This is a genomic window from Vibrio sp. 2033 (genome assembly GCF_033339735.1).
Window position 1 is genome coordinate 167041 of record NZ_JAWOVC010000004.1, and the last position, 16931, is coordinate 183971.

Here is a 16931-nt window from a genome sequence, read left to right on the forward strand (position 1 = left end):
CATAAAAGCAGAAAAGATACTGACTTATCAGTGAAGTGTGTAACGGTATGTATGAGTCTCTAAGGCGAAGGCTCTGAATATGCTGCCATCAATAGGTTTATGTGTGCAGTGAGAGTTTTGTAATGAGGCTAATCAGTAGAAGGTGTTGCCGAACAGTGGCAGCCTTTGTTCGATTAGAAGAACTTTCTGAAAATTCCCCAATACCACTGATATATTATCAAAAATATACTCTTGATCTGGGATGTGGTTTAAATTAAATGTTTTCTTTACTTTGAATCTAATATATAGAAAATAATAAACACAAAATTTTGCTTTTTATTTATTAAAATAATGCACTGTATGTTTGCCTAAGTTTTTTAAACCAAAATTGCGTGGCACATTTTTTTGCCAAGATTGGCAACGAGACTGCCAGTAGTGGCAGAGGAAGTGTCAGGATTGGCAGCGAATGTGCCAATGGTGGCACTAAAATTTAGACCTAAAAATTAGAACATTCCGTTTAAGAATCCAAATTTTAATAGATTAACGTTATATTAGAATTATAAATTTATAATAATTATAACAGTTATAATAGTTATAACATGAAAAAGTCAACAAGTAAAAACTATTTTATTGCCATAATTATCTTGGCTAAATTTAATAATTAAATTATTCGTAATTATATTTATGATTTTTATTTGATTTAATAATTAAAAATGTAAAATAAATTTGATTGTTTTTTGAACAGTTACTTTGCTGCTTAGGAGAGCAATTGATGTTTTTTAATGATCTGGTGTATGCGTTGTCTGCTAAGCCCAAGCGTTCTGGCGATATCACTTAAGTTAGTTTTGCTATTCGTTGCTAGTTGTTGTTTTAACAGCTCTTTGATCAACTGGTGTTGTTCTAGATTGGCTCCATATCCAACGTCTGGGCCACGCTTAGTTTCAATGCTATTGATTCGTTCTACACATTCGAAGCGATGCAAGATCCCAATCAGTGTGGTCCAAGTATTCAACTCATTGAAAAGCGTTAGGCACTCTTTATCACTCCACGCGTTTGGTTCTTTAGAATCTAAACATCTCACTATCGCGATACACCATGATGACCATTGACCAAAATCATCTGACTTGATCTGATTTATTTTTTTATAGCTCGCTGGGTAGTTTACTTTACATGTCTGAACAATGTTCTTTGATAGTGTGATCCAGTCCCCTGACATAGCGCTATCTTTACAGTGACGTAGAAATACTCGTGGATGCGGCGCATAGCCGCTGACCAGATCATACAGTTGTCGTCCTAACTTTTTCTGTTTGTTAGGCTGTGCAAGATACTTTTCGTAAGCAGTGCTGTTCTGGTTGGGCAGGTGTTTCAATGCAGTGATAACTGCGTATTTTTGCTGTTTATAAAGTTTAGTGGACTTAATGGGATGGTGTTTTTCGCAGTAGTAGTGAGATCGGCTGCGTAGACGCCAGCATAGTGCGCAGTAAGGTAGAACACTGTTCCAGCGTATCGCTTCTTCTTGGTGCTGTGGCGTGAGTGAACGTAAATCTTTTAACCCCCACAGTACTTGATCCATATAATCGATACGTTGTTGAGTATGAAGACCGAATCCACGTAAAGCTAGCACCGTTTCAATAAGTTTAATTGTTTTATTTAATCCACCATAACTTTCGATGATCTCGGCAAGATGGATAGCATTAGAACTGCTGTACTTTTTGAGTATGGTTCCATGTTGTCTGAGTAACTTGGTAAACCACGTTTCCAGAACAATGTTCCGAGCGGCATCAACAGCGTATAAATACCCAGAACGACGTCGCTGAGCAATTTTACAACCTCGATATTCGGCCTGTTTTTTTAAGTCATTAATTGCTGTTTCTAGCTGTACTCTCAATGCATTGCGCTTTTGATCTAAGTCCATTCGTTATCATGTCAACATGGTTTGTTGCTTATTCTATATTATGAGTTGGGCGATGAGAATCTAAGATGCGACTAAATAATAGAGAAATAAAGGTAATAAAATGTTTGTAAGACAAGAGCAGTTAGCGAAAGAGATCGGGGTAAGCGTAAGTACTTTGTGGCGCTGGCGTCGAGATGGAAAAATACCACCCGTTGTTACGCTTAGTTCTAGAGTTGTTGGGTGGCAGAGAAAAGATATTGAGCGATGGCTAGAAGAACAAAAATAGATGCACTTGTTACTGCGAGAACAGTGTTCTCGCTTAACCTTCGTAAATATAAAGTAAGTCATTGTTTACATGATTAATAACACGAATAAAAATGCTCTTGCTAGAACAATGTTCTAGCTGTTTGTTCTCCCACTAAATACATGATTTAACTCTATGTATTAGGTCTGGCAATTGTGCTTTAATGCATTTTGATGCTTATTGGGAGGAGTTATGGCTCGGAAAAATGATGGAATTATTTGGCATTTGATGGATGCGCCGTGGTGGGTGAGTATCTTGTTCTCAGCAGGCATTTATGTTGGTTTATCTTTCCTATTGCCAGGTTTAGCGGCTCGCAGTGATAACTTCATCTTCAATGCCATTGGGCCGAATCTTCCGCAAATGGCACCGTATTTTGCTTTTTTGTTTTTAATTCCTGCTCCCATTGCATTCTTTAAGCAGTATCAGCGAAAGCATAATTATCTTGCGACGACGTCTCAAATCAGAGCACACAAAAACACGACTCCGCTTAATTCCCTCAGTTGGATTGAATTTGAAAGCTACATTGGCGAGTACTTTAAGCAGCAAGGCTACGACGTTAAACAATCTTTCTCAAAGCAGGCCGATGGTGGGGTAGATATTTGGTTAACTAAAGACGGTGAGTTGAGTCTTGTACAATGTAAGCACTGGAAAGCTAGAAAAGTCGGAGTTCAAGTCTTAAGAGAAATGTATGGTGTGATGATCGACAATCGTGCTAGCAAAATGATCATCGTAACATCGGGAGATTTTACTTCTGAAGCCATCGCCTTTGCTCAAGAGAAGCGCATGTGGTTGGTTAATGGTAGCGAGCTAGTCCACATGATTGAAGATGGACGCAGCTTTATGAATAAGCCAGTCATTGGTGAGCCTGCACCCGAGCCTCATTCCAAGGTTTGCCCAAACTGCCAGTCTAACCTTGTGATTCGTGTTGCTAAAAAAGGTCGTAATGCGGGTAAAAGTTTCTATGGTTGCTCTGCGTATCCTAAGTGTCGCTACACTTGCGACTGTTGAATATGAGTGAGGGTTCAAGCAGTTTAACCGTATAGAAGGGTGTTCTCATAACATAAAAGTTAACCTATTGAGTCTGGCTGGCAGAGAAGAATGCTACTGTGAGAACACTGTTCTCGCTCAAATCATCAAAAAAACTAAAGTTTGCTCATTTCATTGATAGATAAAAAAGCTCTCTTAGTTCTGAACCCTCTGATGGTAAATATATTAATAACAATTCTATTCTGAAACGCCTACCCCTTTATTGGTTTCTAGTAAAATAGAATGCTTAGATAAATATAGTTCGCCTAAATACCGCTTACTTTATGTGGCAATAGGATGTTTTTATGTCCGTAAGTGGCTTTGGGGGGAAATCGATCTAGCGGCTAAAAACCAGTGCAGTTAGCACTGGTTTGGCTTAGTTATTTAGTGAACTGTACGGTAGGAAGGACAACTCTTGGTAATCTCATGCGCTCACATTGGGAACTTAAATATTCTCGCCAGTATGGCCAAACATGGTAGCTAGCGTTTTTCAATGAAAACTCATCGATACATTCTTGTTCTAAAGGAGATTTTATTCTGTATTCTGCTATAAAATCACTTTCAATAGCAGCTTTTATATCTGGTTTCTCAGCATCTTCTGATGGAACGATCCATCGTGTGCCAAGTCGCACGAATACACGAAGTAATTCACCATCATCTTCAATCTGAATCGTTTCGCTCTTGTGTACAACGTGCATCTGTTGGATGTGAAGGTGTTCAATTTCACTATATGATTTAGTATCAAAATCGTCTGCACAGAATGCTCTTGTACTTTTCTGATACACATCTTCAATAACCAGATTTTCAATGGCTTTCTGTAAGTGGTTACTATTTTTAGTAGCCATAATTTGCCTCTAAACCAAACTCATGTTGACGCACTACATGAGTTCGCTTGATATTTAATTTATCGTGGAAATTTACTATTGCTACAGTCGTCCAGTCGGTAGCTATTTGACGCTTAACGCCTGCATTTGCCATCAGCTTATCGAGAGAGGCTGGAACATCGCGAGCTACCCTGATGAGCCTATCCATAGCTTCGGACTGTATTACATCATCAGACTCGTATTTTGAAAATGCCACAGGGCCGCCACCAAATATTTTTGCAGCATCCTCTTGGCTGAGACCCCAACCCTTACGAAGTTCGCGCACTTCAACGCCTGTCAAAAGGCCTTGAACTTGCTTTTTGAAAGCAATCATTGCACGTTTATTAAAACGAGCATTTGCAGGGGTTGCTTGTTCACTTCCACATACATCACAAGTTGAAAATTGACTAGAAATTGAACCATGCTGTCCCATATGTTCAACATGGATAATTTCTTCTTGGGTACTCAAGTGGCCTTGTTCGCAGATCGGACAAATTTTAGTTGTCATTGCTCAATCCTTATTGCGAGACGTGGCATGACACAAGTAATAGAATTTTACCTGTCTTACCAATCGCAAATTTTACATAATAATTACAGCTCATATACTTATATGCATGCTCTCGCCATTCCTCTCTTTGTAAGCGGTAGCTATCACATGCTGCCCAAGGTCCAGTTGGCTTTTGAACGCACCACTCAGAATTCACGTATTGGCCTTGGGTTATGGCTTGTCTTAATAAATTTTGGATATCGTCAGTATCAAGTGCAAGTGATTCTATATTGTGTATACACTTGCGTGTCCAAGGGATAGTCGTATTTCCCTCAGATTCGAGAATTTTTAGAACGTCGTCTACCATATACAATGGTCCATCGATATGGATACGTTTATCTGTTGTGGCAGTAGGTGGTTCCTGTTCAAAAGCACTAACGTTGAGTTGATTATTTACCATTATGGTAAGTTTTTCCAGTTGTTTTTTATGATGTTCGCATTTCAGAATCCAAAAATGCGTTGATTTGTGCTCTATATTACATGGTGTGAAGCGCATATGGCAATGAACAGAACCTTACAATACTGGTCGATTAACCTTGTTCCTCAAGTCTCACTATCCTTTAAATTTTCAGTACATCTTCAATTTTTACACCAAGGTCTCCAATCGTGGCTTCGAGCAGATACTCACTCTCTGTTTAGAATCCAATCATCTTCACACGTAAATTAGAATTCATTATCTTCATTGCAGGAAGAATCAAACGACCAATTTTGGTATTCGTACCGATAAACACGTCTAACTGTTGTAACTTACTCATACCAACCGTCCTCATTGCTTCTCACGCTGTTTTCAGCTTGGGAGGTTATCTGGCTGTGTGGACGAACAAATATGTTTAAATCGATAAGGCGTAGCGATAGTCCTAAGATGTCCATGAGGACGAGTACATTGGCAAAGGTGACACTGGTATCGCCTTTTTCTACCTTCATGACGGTTCTACGAGATAAGTTGGCTTTTGAAGCGAGATCATCAATACGCCAGCCTCTATCGGTGCGCTTTGAGCGAATGGCGCTCCCCAGTGTTTCCATACTGAACTCGGTATTCAAATCAGGCATAGGTTGTGCCTTTACCATCTTACCTTTTTTCATAAGTGCCTTTTAATGTACTTTTGTCACTATTGGGTTCGTCTTAATATATAAGTTCACTATAAGTTACTTTTGTAGTGACTGTATAAGAAATTATCTATAAGTGCAATTTAAGTCACTCATGGTTGGTTTGCGAGTTTAATACCTCTCTTTGTTCTCTATGAAAGATATTCATCAGCCAGAAGGGATATTTGGCAACAGCGTAGTATTCAGATTAGTATTGGAAGAAGACAGAGAAGAGTGCGTGATCGGGGCTTACCTGACCCATTACCTGACCCAAAATCGTCAGGTACAAAAAAAGGTTAGTAAACACTACGCTTACTAACCTTCTGGAATTTGGTGGCCCCTCCCAGACTTGAACTGGGGACCAATCGATTATGAGTCGACTGCTCTAACCACTGAGCTAAGGGGCCTTAATAGGACAACGATTATAGGGGAAGCGTTGCAAGGTGTCTAGATACCAACTAGGGCAATTGCGCTTAGTTTTTATCCACTTAGAACAGTAGATAATAAAAAAGGTGACCTAAAGTCACCTTTTTTGATTTCTAAAAGCTTGTATGCGCTGCGATTATTCGTCTAGGAAGCTGCGCAGAGTCTCTGAGCGGCTTGGGTGACGAAGTTTACGTAGTGCTTTTGCTTCGATCTGACGGATACGCTCACGAGTAACGTCGAACTGCTTACCAACTTCTTCTAGAGTATGGTCAGTGTTCATGTCGATACCAAAGCGCATACGAAGTACTTTCGCTTCACGTGGCGTTAGACCTGCAAGCACGTCTTTTGTTGCCACCTTAAGGCTAGTTGCAGTTGCAGAATCTAGCGGAAGTTCTAGCGTTGTATCTTCGATAAAATCACCTAGATGCGAATCTTCGTCGTCACCGATTGGTGTCTCCATTGAGATAGGCTCTTTAGCGATTTTTAGAACTTTACGAATCTTGTCTTCTGGCATTTGCATGCGCTCTGCCAGTTCTTCCGGTAGTGGCTCGCGACCCATCTCTTGCAACATTTGACGAGAAATACGGTTTAGCTTGTTGATCGTTTCGATCATGTGTACCGGGATACGGATCGTACGTGCTTGGTCCGCGATTGAACGAGTGATTGCCTGACGGATCCACCACGTTGCGTAAGTCGAGAACTTGTAACCACGACGATATTCGAACTTATCTACCGCTTTCATCAGACCGATGTTACCTTCCTGGATCAGATCCAAGAACTGTAGGCCACGGTTGGTGTATTTCTTCGCGATAGAAATTACAAGACGCAAGTTCGCTTCAACCATCTCTTTCTTCGCACGGCGAGCTTTTGCTTCACCGATAGACATACGACGGCTGATGTCTTTAATGTTCTGTACGTTTAGAGAAGTCTCTTCTTCAATCATTTTTAGCTTAGCGATTGAACGACGGATTTCTTCTTCGTTACGTTTGATCTTTTCAGCGTATGGCTTGTCTGAAGCAAGAACTTCATCCAGCCAAGCTTCACTTGATTCATTACCAGTGAACAGCGCGATGAATGATTTCTTCGGCATTTTGCCGTATTCAACCACTGACTTCATGATCAGACGCTCTTGAGTACGAACGCGATCCATAGCAGTACGCAGTTCATTCACTAGGTGATCAAACTGTTTAGGCGTTAGACGAAACTCGCGGAATACGTCTAGCATCATTTCATTAGCAACGGTTGCTTTCGGGCTGTTATAGCCGTACTCGTTGATTGCTAATTGAAGATTTTGATAGGTGCTGCGTAGTTGGTTGAATTTCTCTAGCGCTAATTCTGGATCGATACCTACATCTTCTTCAGAATCATCTGAATCGTCATCGCTATCTTCGTCGTCATCAACGTCTTCATCGTCTTCTTCTTCTAACTGAGATTCAGTCAGTTCAGAACCGATGTGTGTTGCCGTTGGTGCAGCGGTGTCGTCAGCATCTGGATCTACAAAACCTGAAATTAGGTCTGTAAGACGTAGTTCTTCAGCTTGAACTTTGTCAAATTGCTCAAGAATGTACGGAATTGTGCCTGGGTATTCAGCAACAGACGATTGAACTTGGTTAATACCTTCTTCAATACGTTTTGCGATGTCGATTTCGCCTTCGCGAGTTAGAAGTTCGACAGTACCCATCTCACGCATGTACATACGTACTGGGTCTGTTGTACGACCAATCTCACTCTCTACGCTAGAAAGTGCAGCGGCTGCAGCTTCGGCTGCATCTTCATCGGTAATATTTGTGTCATCGTTCAGTGCTAAATCATCAGCATCAGGAGCAGTTTCTACTACCTTAATGCCCATGTCGTTGATCATCTGAATGATGTCTTCTACCTGTTCTGAATCTACGATTTCAGCAGGTAGGTGGTCATTTACTTCGGCGTAGGTCAGATAGCCTTGTTCCTTGCCTTTAATAACAAGTGACTTTAGCTGTGACTGCGGATTGTGATCCATAGACGGTATCCAACTTCGTAATCTGGTGAAGGAATCAGTATGCGAAATGCAAACCACTTACTATAACAAATTAAATCGTTGCTGACTAATTAAACAGGGTTACGCTTTTAAATCTAGCATAAGTGCTAGCAGCTCCCTTTTCTCTTCGGCTGATAAACCGACACTTCTTGCTTTGGCCTGCAGGTTTTCAATTTGTTTTTCTACGCACTGGGCAATAATTTTATCCAGTGAGTCTAAAAAGATTTCTTCTTGGTTGTCCTCATCGAGTGGAATGTCCCAACTCGCGAGACGAGACAGAAGGGTCTCATTTTGGCTGTTTCGCCAATGCTCTAATAATTGGCCTGTGTTGATATGGGGATGCGCTTGGCATTTATCAAGTACATCAACAAATAAACTTAGACCAGGAATGGGCAAATCTCTAACGCTAGTTAGATCTGGCACCATACTTACGTATTGTGGGTTTTGAATCAGTAACGCGATCACTTCTCGCATCGGCGTTCGCTTGATTTCTTTATGAGGTTGAGGCCTTTTATCCTCTTTACCTTGTTTTGAAATTAGCTGCTGTAGTTGGCGTTCATCAACCAAACCCAAACGGCGGCCAAGCAATTCTCTCAAGTATAGTCTTAAAGTGCCGCCAGGGACTTTATCAATGAGAGGAACCGCAAGAGTACTCAGTTTTGCCATGCCTTCTTTCGTGCTCATATCGACTTGCTGAGTCAATGAGCTGAACATGAATTCAGACAAGGGCATCGCATTAGACACTTGCTGCTCAAATGCTTGTTTTCCGTTTTGTCGGATATAAGAGTCGGGATCTTCTCCATCCGGCAAAAACATGAATTTTAACTGGCGACCATCCGTTAGGTAAGGCAATGCATTTTCCATGGCACGCCACGCGGCTTCACGGCCTGCGCGGTCACCGTCATAACAACACACGACGGTGCTTGTTTGCCTGAATAACACTTGCAAGTGATCGCCCGTTGTCGAGGTTCCCAATGAGGCAACGGAATAATCTACGCCATATTGAGCAAGCGCGACAACATCCATATAGCCTTCAACCACTAAAATTTGTGGTGGCTCACGGTACGCTTGTAGTACTTCATAAAGGCCATACAACTCTTTACCTTTATGAAATATCGGGGTTTCGGGTGAGTTGAGATATTTTGGTGTCCCATCACCTAATACTCTACCACCAAAGCCTATTACTCGGCCGCGTCTGTCTCGAATAGGAAACATCACTCGACCACGGAATCGGTCGTAGCGATTGCCTTTATCGTTTTCAATCAACATGCCGCCAGTGACGAGCATGTCTTGGTTTTCTTTATTCTGGCCAAAGTTCTTACGAACTAAATCCCATTCATCAGCCACATAGCCGATGCCAAACTTCTGGACGATTTCACCAGACAGGCCGCGATCTTTTAGATACTCAATCGCCACCTTACTTGCTGGCTGTTTGAGTTGGTTACGATAAAATTGAGCAATGCTGCCCATTAAGTCGTATAGGTTACGTTTTTCACTGCTGCTTGCTTGTGGGCCTGACTGAAACGAACCATTACCGCCGCTACGTTGTTCGCGAGGAACATCTAAACCCAAGTATGAAGCGAGTTCTTCAATAGCTTCGACGAATTCTAGTCGGTCGAATTCCATCAAAAAATCGATGGCATTTCCATGCGCGCCACAACCAAAACAATGGTAGAACTGCTTTTCTTGACTGACACTGAATGAGGGTGTCTTTTCGTTGTGGAAAGGGCAGCATGCGCCGTAGTTTTTGCCTTTTTTCTTAAGTTTCACACGTGCGTCGATGATATCGACAATATCAAGTCGAGCTAGAAGGTCATCGATAAAACTGCGAGGGATGTGTCCAGCCATAAAACCTAACAAAAAAAGAAGATGATGAGTGGAGTGAATGCCTTAAAAGAATGAGCGTATTGCCCATTGATTTCATTCCATCCATCCAGATACAAACAAGCCGTGCGCTCCAAAGGATAGCACGGCTTGCTGCAATTGGGTGGGGTACCTTAAGCCAATTTAGCGCGAACTAAACCGCTTACTTTACCCATATCTGCACGCCCTTGAATTTGCGGTTTCAGAACGCCCATTACTTTGCCCATGTCTTGCATGCCAGCTGCGCCAGATTCAGCAATCGCGTTCTCGATGAGAGCCGCTACTTCTTCGTCTGTCAGTGGTTGAGGCATAAAGTCCTCAAGAACGGTAATTTCTGCTTGTTCCGCATCAGCAAGATCTTGACGACCCGCTGCTTCAAACTGCGCTACAGAGTCGCGACGTTGTTTAACCATCTTGGTCAATACTGCAAGAATGTCGTCATCGTTCAGAGTAATCTGTTCGTCAACTTCACGTTGCTTGATTGCTGATAGGGCTAAACGAATAGTACCAAGGCGTAATTTGTCCTTGGCTTTCATCGCTAATTTTTGCTCTTCTTTGAGTTGATCAATCAGAGCCATAACTAAATTCCTTTTGGAGCTCAGTTATTAGTACAGGCGAACGCGACGAGCGTTTTCGCGAGCTAGCTTCTTAGCGTGACGCTTTTGAGCTGCTGCTTTAGCGCGTTTGCGAACTGTAGTTGGTTTTTCGTAGTGCTCACGACGACGCACTTCAGAAAGGATACCTGCTTTTTCGCAAGAGCGCTTAAAACGACGTAGAGCAACGTCGAACGGTTCGTTTTCACGTACTTTAACTACTGGCATATGCCTTTCACCTCAGGGGTTATTCGTTAACGCTGGTATTCAACAGACCAAATCACAATTGTTAGGTCTCTTACCAGCTTGATCAAAAATGGTGCGGAATTTTAATCCGATCACAACTACTTTGTAAAGCCTTTTGTCGATTATTGTCTGTACAAAATTTGTTTGCAGCACCAAGGCAAGGTAATATGACGCCCAAATTTCCTCTATACAGAAAGCATACTGAGAAAACCATGCGCATTATTGGTATTGAAACCTCTTGTGACGAGACTGGCATCGCAATTTATGACGATGAAAACGGTCTCTTGTCACACAAGCTATACAGCCAAGTAAAACTGCACGCAGATTACGGCGGTGTGGTGCCTGAGTTGGCTTCACGTGACCACGTAAAGAAAACCATTCCTCTTATTAAAGAGGCACTAAAAGAAGCGAACTTAACTTCAAAAGACATCGATGGTGTCGCGTATACCGCGGGGCCTGGTCTTGTTGGGGCGCTATTAGTGGGTGCGACTATCGGTCGCAGTATTGCTTATGCTTGGGGAGTGCCAGCGGTACTTGTTCATCATATGGAAGGTCACCTATTGGCCCCAATGTTGGAAGATAACCCTCCACCGTTCCCGTTTGTGGCGGTATTAGTATCGGGCGGCCACTCTATGATGGTGGAAGTGAGAGGCATCGGTGAGTACAAAATTCTAGGTGAGTCGATTGATGATGCGGCGGGCGAAGCGTTTGATAAAACAGCGAAGCTAATGGGTTTGGATTACCCAGGCGGTCCACTATTATCTAAACTTGCGGAAAAAGGTACACCGGGCCGCTTTAAGTTCCCACGCCCAATGACGAATGTGCCAGGTTTGGACATGAGTTTCTCTGGTCTAAAAACCTTTACGGCTAACACGATTGCTGCAAACGGTGATGACGAGCAAACCCGCGCGGACATCGCATTGGCATTTGAAGAGGCTGTGTGTGCTACGTTGGCTATTAAATGTAAGCGCGCGCTTGAGCAAACAGGCATGAAACGCATTGTTATTGCTGGTGGTGTGAGTGCTAACCGTCGTTTGCGAGCTGAGTTAGAGAAGTTAGCGAAGAAAGTTGGCGGCGAAGTTTACTACCCACGTACTGAGTTCTGTACAGATAACGGTGCGATGATCGCTTACGCAGGCATGCAGCGCTTGAAGAATGGCGAAGTGGCTGATATGTCAGTAGAGGCTCGTCCACGTTGGCCAATTGATCAACTAACACCTGTCGCTTAATCAAATTTATGCGGTAAGTTTGAAACCGGTTCTGTGTAATAAAGGTCTCTGCTCCTCAGAGGCCTTTATTTTTAATTATTCAATGAACCGCCTCGTTTTACATTCTGACTGATGCGATCAGTTCGCTATTGTTTCAGTGCTAGGATGACGTGGAAGAATAAGAAATGGATATAACAATGAATAAGTTTGAAATTGAAGGTCAGCAACTTGCTTATCTAGATAAAGGTGAGGGCCCTGTGCTTCTATTTGGTCATAGTTACCTTTGGGATCGCCAAATGTGGGCGCCACAAGTTGAGGTTTTAAGCCAGTCATTCCGTTGTATTGTGCCAGATCTTTGGGCACATGGTGAATCGGACGCTGCACCTGCATCGACACAGTCATTGGCCGACTATGCACAACATATGTTGGCATTGATGGATCATTTAGATATCGAAGAGTTCTCGATAGTGGGCTTATCTGTTGGCGGCATGTGGGGAGCAGAGCTAACGGCTCAAGCGCCGCAACGTGTTAAGTCACTGGTATTGATGGATACCTTCATTGGCTGGGAGCCAGAAGTTACGTATAAGAAGTATTTTGCAATGCTTGATACCATCAGCCAAGTCCAAGCAGTGCCTGCGCCAATTATTGAAGCCGTTGTGCCATTGTTTTTTGCTGATAACGCTGAGCAGGTGAATCCTGAGTTGGTCGCTGCATTCAAACGCAGTTTAGAAGAGCTGAACGGTGAGCGTGCGGTGGAAGTAGCTCGCATAGGGCGCATGGTGTTTGGTCGCCGTGATGTGATTGAGGATTCGGAAAAATTTGCTCTGCCGACGTTAATTGCAGTGGGCTGTGAAGATAAACCCCGTCCAGTTTTTGAATCTTATTTAATGAAAGACTGTATCACAGGCAGTGAGTTGGTAGAAATTCCGCAAGCGGGACACATCAGTTGTTTAGAACAGCCGGAGTTCGTCAACCAGATGTTGTTGAACTTCCTGAATCGAGTTCATGCGTAACCAATACATCCTTCTTTAAACGAAAAACTCGGCATTAAGCCGAGTTTTTTTGTGTCAGTTTTTTCTCGCCGATTTTTGGCTCGTCGCCAGACAAAAGCCGACGAATATTTTGATGATGCTTAAATACGATTAAGCAGCACAGCATAGCAACAGGTAACGTGTATTGCGGTTTAAACATCCAAGTATAAAACGGAGTGACCAAAACCGTGACGAGAGCCGCTAAGGATGAATAGCGGAATAGCGCGGCTACTGACAGCCAAGTTAACATTACCAATCCTGTTAAGTCCAAACCAATCGGAGCGATAGCGCCAAGCGCGGTTGCGACACCTTTTCCGCCTTTAAAGTGGAAAAAGATGGGGTACATGTGGCCAAGACAGGCAGCAATGGCGATGACACCAAGAATGATAGGGTCGATACCAAGAAAGTATCCGCCCCACACGGGGATAGTGCCTTTGAGCATATCGCACAACAAGACTGAAACAGCGGCTCCTCGTCCGCCAATACGCAATACGTTCGTTGCTCCAGGATTGTTAGATCCCACACTGCGTGGGTCTGGCAGTTTTAAGAGTCGACAGATCAAAACCGCACTGGAAACCGAACCTAATAAATAGGCGGCCATTGTCATTATCAGTGCCAGTGCGTCCATAGAAGTCCTTGATGGATTGGAATTTAATGCTCGGTTCCCGCGTAGTTGCTATCATACCCCGAATTTACATAATGCAGAAATCCTCACTGTGATAGAGCTTGCATTATGTGATTTCTTGTATATAAAGATGCTTTCGCAGTTTATACCTAAGTAACATTGTGATGACCAAAGTAAATGTTACTTAGGTATAGAATACTACGATCAAATTACCCCTCACGGGTATCCGACCTCTGTAACAGAAGGACATAAGATGGCTCTGGATAAAGTTTTTATTGAACAGTTAGAAGTAATCACCACAATTGGCGTGTACGACTGGGAACAACAAATCAAACAAAAGTTGGTTCTAGATATTGAAATGGCACACGATAATAAACCTGCGGGCAAAAGTGATGATGTGCAAGATGCACTGGATTATTCGCAGGTGAGTGAGGCGGTACTTAACCACATTGAAAATGGTCGTTTCTTACTGGTCGAGCGCGTGGCTGAAGAAGTAGCAGAGCTTATCATGCAGCGTTTCTCTGTGCCTTGGGTGAAAATCCGCCTAGCGAAGCCTGGCGCCGTACCGCAAGCACGTGCTGTTGGTGTGGTGATTGAGCGAGGCCGAGCATGATCACCACTTATATCGGTGTTGGGACGAACGTAGAAAGAGAGCAACATGTGCTTGCTGCGTATCAGGAGCTGCAACGGCTTGGAGAAAATCTCCTCGTATCACCGATATATGAATGCGAACCTATTGGTTTTAGCAGCAAGAATTTCTACAACTTTGTCGTTGCAATGCGTACCGAGTTGTCATTAGAAGAGTTGAGCCATCAACTACGCGAGATTGAATTTAAGTGGGGACGCGAAGAAAACGCGCAAAAGTATCAGGATCGAACACTGGATCTCGATATAGTGTTGTTCGGTGAGCGCGTCTCCAAGAAAAAACCTGAGCTACCTCGCAGTGATATCTACAAATATCCTTTTGTCACAAAGCCGCTGTATGATCTCGAACCGCAATTAGTGATCCCAGGCGATGGACGCACAGTCGCAGACATTTGGCATGCTATGCAGCCAGTCGATTCGCTCAAACCCGTTTCCTTTCATTTTTAATTTGAGTTGTTTACATGAGTTATTTTGAAGCCTTTATTTTGGCTCTGATTCAGGGGCTGACAGAGTTTTTGCCTATCTCAAGCTCTGCCCATTTGATCCTGCCTTCCGCTATTTTAGGATGGGAAGACCAAGGTCTAGCCTTTGATGTTGCTGTTCACGTCGGTACATTAATGGCTGTCGTGATCTATTTTCGTCATGAAGTAATCACTTTGTTTCAAGCGTTATTTGCTTCGATCTTTAAAGGAGATCGCAGTAAAGAAGCTAAATTGGCTTGGATGATCGTGATTGCGACGATTCCAGCTTGTGTGTTCGGCCTATTGATGAAAGACATCATTGAAGTGTATCTACGTAGCGCTTACGTCATCGCGACTACCACGATCGTATTTGGCTTGTTGCTATGGTGGGTAGACAAAAACGCTGAACTCGTTGCCGATGAATACCAAACGGGTTGGAAGAAAGCTGTATTTATCGGTATTGCCCAAGCCTTAGCGATGATTCCTGGAACTTCACGTTCAGGGGCGACCATTACAGCAGCGCTTTACCTTGGCTTTACTCGAGAAGCGGCTGCCCGCTTTTCATTTTTAATGTCGATCCCAATCATTACATTAGCTGGTAGCTACTTAGGTATGAAGTTAGTGACCAGTGGTGAACCTGTCCATGTTGGTTTCTTACTGACTGGCATTATCACATCGTTTATCAGTGCGTACATCTGTATACACTTCTTCTTGAAGATGATTTCACGCATGGGCATGACACCGTTTGTGATTTACCGTCTGATTTTGGGCATCGGTTTGTTCGCTTTTCTATTAAGTTCATAATTGATGCTAACGAAAAACGCCCGCGAAATCCGCGGGCGTTTTTGTTTGTTCGTTACTTCTTAAGTGCTGCTTTCACTGCTTCAATACGTCGTTTTTCTTGCTCGTCACGAATCGCAGGGCCTTTAAAGCCCTCTTTGATTATGATTTGAACGTCAACTGCCGCTGCTGCTTGGTAGGCTTGCCTAAAAATATCCGCCTGTGGATATGGTTGCGTTTCCAGTCCTTTACGACCAGCATGATCCGCTTGACAGCAAAGCAAGATATCTTGCAGACGTTCGGACTTACGCCACACATCAAGCTTATTGAGTATTTTAATTATGGTTTGTGGTTTAAGTTCAGCCGCGCGATGAATATTGGAATGCTGTTCGCACACCATCAAGGCTAAATCACGAAACTCATTTGGTACCCGGACACGTTCGCACAGCTTTTTGATCAGTTTTAATCCTGTATGGCAATGCATTTTGTGGCTTGGCCATTCGCTCTCTGGCGTCACGCCTTTACCCAAGTCATGCACTTGGGCGGCAAACCTGACGGGGAGTGAGTTACTCAATTTTGCGGCTTGCTCTGCCACCATCAAAGTATGGATGCCAGTATCGATTTCTGGATGCCACTTCTCAGGTTGAGGTACGCCAAATAGTGCATCAATTTCAGGTAACACCACGGTTAATGCACCACAGTCTCGTAGAACCGATAAGAAAATATCAGGGCGAGGAGTAGAGAGAGATTTATGCCATTCTTGCCAAACACGCTCGGGAGTCAGTGTGCTCAGCTCTCCGGACTCTGCCATGTGACGCATTAACCGCATAGTTTCGTCGGCAACCGTAAAGTTTAGATCAGCAAGCTTTGCAGCGAAGCGAGCGACACGTAAAACGCGTAGAGGGTCTTCAATAAAGGCGTCTGATACATGGCGTAGCAGTTTATCGTTGAGATCTTGCTGGCCACCATATGGGTCATGGATCGTGCCATCACTCTCCATTGCCATCGCGTTAATGGTTAAATCACGACGTATCAAATCTTCTTCTAAGGTGACGTTTTGATCGAAGAAACATTCAAAACCAGTGTAACCAGAACCTGACTTTCTCTCTGTTCGTGCAAGGGCATGTTCTTCTTTACTTTTGGGATGCAGAAATACAGGAAAGTCTTTACCAACGGCGGTGTACCCTTGGGACAACATCATCTCAGGCGTCGCGCCTACGACCACCCAATCATTGTCATAATTATCAATTCCGAGCAATTTATCTCGAACTGCGCCACCTACTAAATAAACTTGCACGAATTACCTCTTAATTTATGGATATGCCGTTGGACATTGT

17 protein-coding genes and 1 tRNA gene are annotated in these 16931 nt (G+C 43.2%); 7 read left to right on the forward strand and 11 right to left on the reverse strand.

The features are described 5' to 3' along the window. Positions 1-736: 736 nt before the first annotated feature. Positions 737-1894 carry a MarR family transcriptional regulator gene (locus R7P74_RS08310; protein ID WP_253652036.1) on the reverse strand — a complete coding sequence of 386 codons (1158 nt, stop codon included), beginning with the start codon at positions 1892-1894 and terminating at the stop codon, positions 737-739. Between the two features lie 100 nt (positions 1895-1994). On the opposite strand from R7P74_RS08310, the gene R7P74_RS08315 reads away from it, so the two are divergent. Further along, positions 1995-2159, forward strand: coding sequence for a helix-turn-helix transcriptional regulator (locus R7P74_RS08315; RefSeq protein WP_025591867.1), 165 nt, complete (start codon positions 1995-1997; stop codon positions 2157-2159). Between the two features lie 210 nt (positions 2160-2369). Continuing rightward, positions 2370-3185, forward strand: coding sequence for a restriction endonuclease (locus R7P74_RS08320; protein ID WP_005480548.1), 816 nt, complete (start codon positions 2370-2372; stop codon positions 3183-3185). Between the two features lie 398 nt (positions 3186-3583). On the opposite strand, the gene R7P74_RS08325 is transcribed toward R7P74_RS08320, so the two are convergent. The 8 genes from R7P74_RS08325 to rpsU all read right to left on the reverse strand — a co-directional run bounded on the left by R7P74_RS08325 (position 3584) and on the right by rpsU (position 10826). Further along, a complete protein-coding gene (locus R7P74_RS08325) occupies positions 3584-4048 on the reverse strand; it encodes a hypothetical protein (RefSeq protein WP_025500613.1) in 465 nt (154 codons plus the stop codon). Beyond that, a complete protein-coding gene (locus R7P74_RS08330; protein WP_025500614.1) occupies positions 4038-4574 on the reverse strand; it encodes a type II toxin-antitoxin system MqsA family antitoxin in 537 nt (178 codons plus the stop codon). The genes R7P74_RS08325 and R7P74_RS08330 overlap by 11 nt, the downstream gene beginning before the upstream one ends. Before the next feature lie 786 nt (positions 4575-5360). Then, a complete protein-coding gene (locus R7P74_RS08335) occupies positions 5361-5696 on the reverse strand; it encodes a helix-turn-helix domain-containing protein (protein WP_025500616.1) in 336 nt (111 codons plus the stop codon). Between the two features lie 334 nt (positions 5697-6030). Beyond that, positions 6031-6106 (reverse strand) — tRNA-Ile (locus tag R7P74_RS08340). A 155-nt stretch (positions 6107-6261) separates the two neighbouring features. Further along, on the reverse strand, positions 6262-8124 hold the full coding sequence (gene rpoD, locus R7P74_RS08345) for an RNA polymerase sigma factor RpoD (RefSeq protein WP_005395986.1): 1863 nt from the start codon (positions 8122-8124) through the stop codon (positions 6262-6264). A gap of 99 nt (positions 8125-8223) precedes the next feature. After that, positions 8224-9990 carry a DNA primase gene (dnaG, locus tag R7P74_RS08350; RefSeq protein ID WP_005379719.1) on the reverse strand — a complete coding sequence of 589 codons (1767 nt, stop codon included), beginning with the start codon at positions 9988-9990 and terminating at the stop codon, positions 8224-8226. 149 nt (positions 9991-10139) lie between these two features. Then, the gene (locus tag R7P74_RS08355; protein ID WP_005379720.1) at positions 10140-10583 is read right to left on the reverse strand and encodes a GatB/YqeY domain-containing protein; all 444 of its coding nucleotides are present in this window, start codon (positions 10581-10583) and stop codon (positions 10140-10142) included. Positions 10584-10610: 27 nt separating this feature from the next. Continuing rightward, entirely contained in the window at positions 10611-10826 is a 216-nt protein-coding gene (gene rpsU, locus R7P74_RS08360; protein ID WP_001145625.1) for a 30S ribosomal protein S21, read from the reverse strand. 230 nt (positions 10827-11056) lie between these two features. On the opposite strand from rpsU, the gene tsaD reads away from it, so the two are divergent. Together tsaD and R7P74_RS08370 are read left to right on the forward strand one after the other, a co-directional pair. After that, positions 11057-12073, forward strand: a complete 1017-nt coding sequence (gene tsaD / locus R7P74_RS08365; protein ID WP_318122811.1) for a tRNA (adenosine(37)-N6)-threonylcarbamoyltransferase complex transferase subunit TsaD — start codon at positions 11057-11059, stop codon at positions 12071-12073. A gap of 176 nt (positions 12074-12249) precedes the next feature. Continuing rightward, positions 12250-13065: an alpha/beta fold hydrolase gene (locus R7P74_RS08370; RefSeq protein WP_171344386.1), complete on the forward strand. Its 816-nt coding sequence runs from the start codon at positions 12250-12252 to the stop codon at positions 13063-13065. Between the two features lie 34 nt (positions 13066-13099). Here the strand turns inward: R7P74_RS08370 and plsY are convergent, their stop codons facing one another. Then, entirely contained in the window at positions 13100-13711 is a 612-nt protein-coding gene (gene plsY / locus R7P74_RS08375; protein ID WP_005379857.1) for a glycerol-3-phosphate 1-O-acyltransferase PlsY, read from the reverse strand. A gap of 250 nt (positions 13712-13961) precedes the next feature. Here plsY and folB point away from each other — a divergent pair, with 250 nt between their 5' ends. The 3 genes from folB to R7P74_RS08390 are packed head-to-tail and all read left to right on the forward strand — an operon-like array spanning position 13962 to position 15618. Beyond that, complete coding sequence (gene folB / locus R7P74_RS08380) at positions 13962-14321, forward strand: bifunctional dihydroneopterin aldolase/7,8-dihydroneopterin epimerase (RefSeq protein ID WP_005387458.1); 360 nt, start codon at positions 13962-13964, stop codon at positions 14319-14321. Further along, positions 14318-14800, forward strand: coding sequence for a 2-amino-4-hydroxy-6-hydroxymethyldihydropteridine diphosphokinase (gene folK / locus R7P74_RS08385; RefSeq protein ID WP_005387457.1), 483 nt, complete (start codon positions 14318-14320; stop codon positions 14798-14800). The genes folB and folK overlap by 4 nt, the downstream gene beginning before the upstream one ends. Positions 14801-14814: 14 nt before the next feature. Further along, a complete protein-coding gene (locus R7P74_RS08390; protein ID WP_167415005.1) occupies positions 14815-15618 on the forward strand; it encodes an undecaprenyl-diphosphate phosphatase in 804 nt (267 codons plus the stop codon). A gap of 52 nt (positions 15619-15670) precedes the next feature. On the opposite strand, the gene R7P74_RS08395 is transcribed toward R7P74_RS08390, so the two are convergent. Further along, positions 15671-16891, reverse strand: a complete 1221-nt coding sequence (locus R7P74_RS08395) for a multifunctional CCA addition/repair protein (protein WP_154204852.1) — start codon at positions 16889-16891, stop codon at positions 15671-15673. Positions 16892-16931: the final 40 nt, after the last annotated feature.

Excerpts from the sequence above, each read along its gene's own strand:
- R7P74_RS08310 (WP_253652036.1), bottom strand. The coding sequence starts at position 1,894 with ATGGACTTAGATCAAAAGCGCAATGCATTGAGAGTACAGCTAGAAACA.
- R7P74_RS08315 (WP_025591867.1), top strand. The coding sequence starts at position 1,995 with ATGTTTGTAAGACAAGAGCAGTTAGCGAAAGAGATCGGGGTAAGCGTA.
- R7P74_RS08320 (WP_005480548.1), top strand. The coding sequence starts at position 2,370 with ATGGCTCGGAAAAATGATGGAATTATTTGGCATTTGATGGATGCGCCG.
- R7P74_RS08325 (WP_025500613.1), bottom strand. The coding sequence starts at position 4,048 with ATGGCTACTAAAAATAGTAACCACTTACAGAAAGCCATTGAAAATCTG.
- R7P74_RS08330 (WP_025500614.1), bottom strand. The coding sequence starts at position 4,574 with ATGACAACTAAAATTTGTCCGATCTGCGAACAAGGCCACTTGAGTACC.
- R7P74_RS08335 (WP_025500616.1), bottom strand. The coding sequence starts at position 5,696 with ATGAAAAAAGGTAAGATGGTAAAGGCACAACCTATGCCTGATTTGAAT.
- rpoD (WP_005395986.1), bottom strand. The coding sequence starts at position 8,124 with ATGGATCACAATCCGCAGTCACAGCTAAAGTCACTTGTTATTAAAGGC.
- dnaG (WP_005379719.1), bottom strand. The coding sequence starts at position 9,990 with ATGGCTGGACACATCCCTCGCAGTTTTATCGATGACCTTCTAGCTCGA.
- R7P74_RS08355 (WP_005379720.1), bottom strand. The coding sequence starts at position 10,583 with ATGGCTCTGATTGATCAACTCAAAGAAGAGCAAAAATTAGCGATGAAA.
- rpsU (WP_001145625.1), bottom strand. The coding sequence starts at position 10,826 with ATGCCAGTAGTTAAAGTACGTGAAAACGAACCGTTCGACGTTGCTCTA.
- tsaD (WP_318122811.1), top strand. The coding sequence starts at position 11,057 with ATGCGCATTATTGGTATTGAAACCTCTTGTGACGAGACTGGCATCGCA.
- R7P74_RS08370 (WP_171344386.1), top strand. The coding sequence starts at position 12,250 with ATGAATAAGTTTGAAATTGAAGGTCAGCAACTTGCTTATCTAGATAAA.
- plsY (WP_005379857.1), bottom strand. The coding sequence starts at position 13,711 with ATGGACGCACTGGCACTGATAATGACAATGGCCGCCTATTTATTAGGT.
- folB (WP_005387458.1), top strand. The coding sequence starts at position 13,962 with ATGGCTCTGGATAAAGTTTTTATTGAACAGTTAGAAGTAATCACCACA.
- folK (WP_005387457.1), top strand. The coding sequence starts at position 14,318 with ATGATCACCACTTATATCGGTGTTGGGACGAACGTAGAAAGAGAGCAA.
- R7P74_RS08390 (WP_167415005.1), top strand. The coding sequence starts at position 14,815 with ATGAGTTATTTTGAAGCCTTTATTTTGGCTCTGATTCAGGGGCTGACA.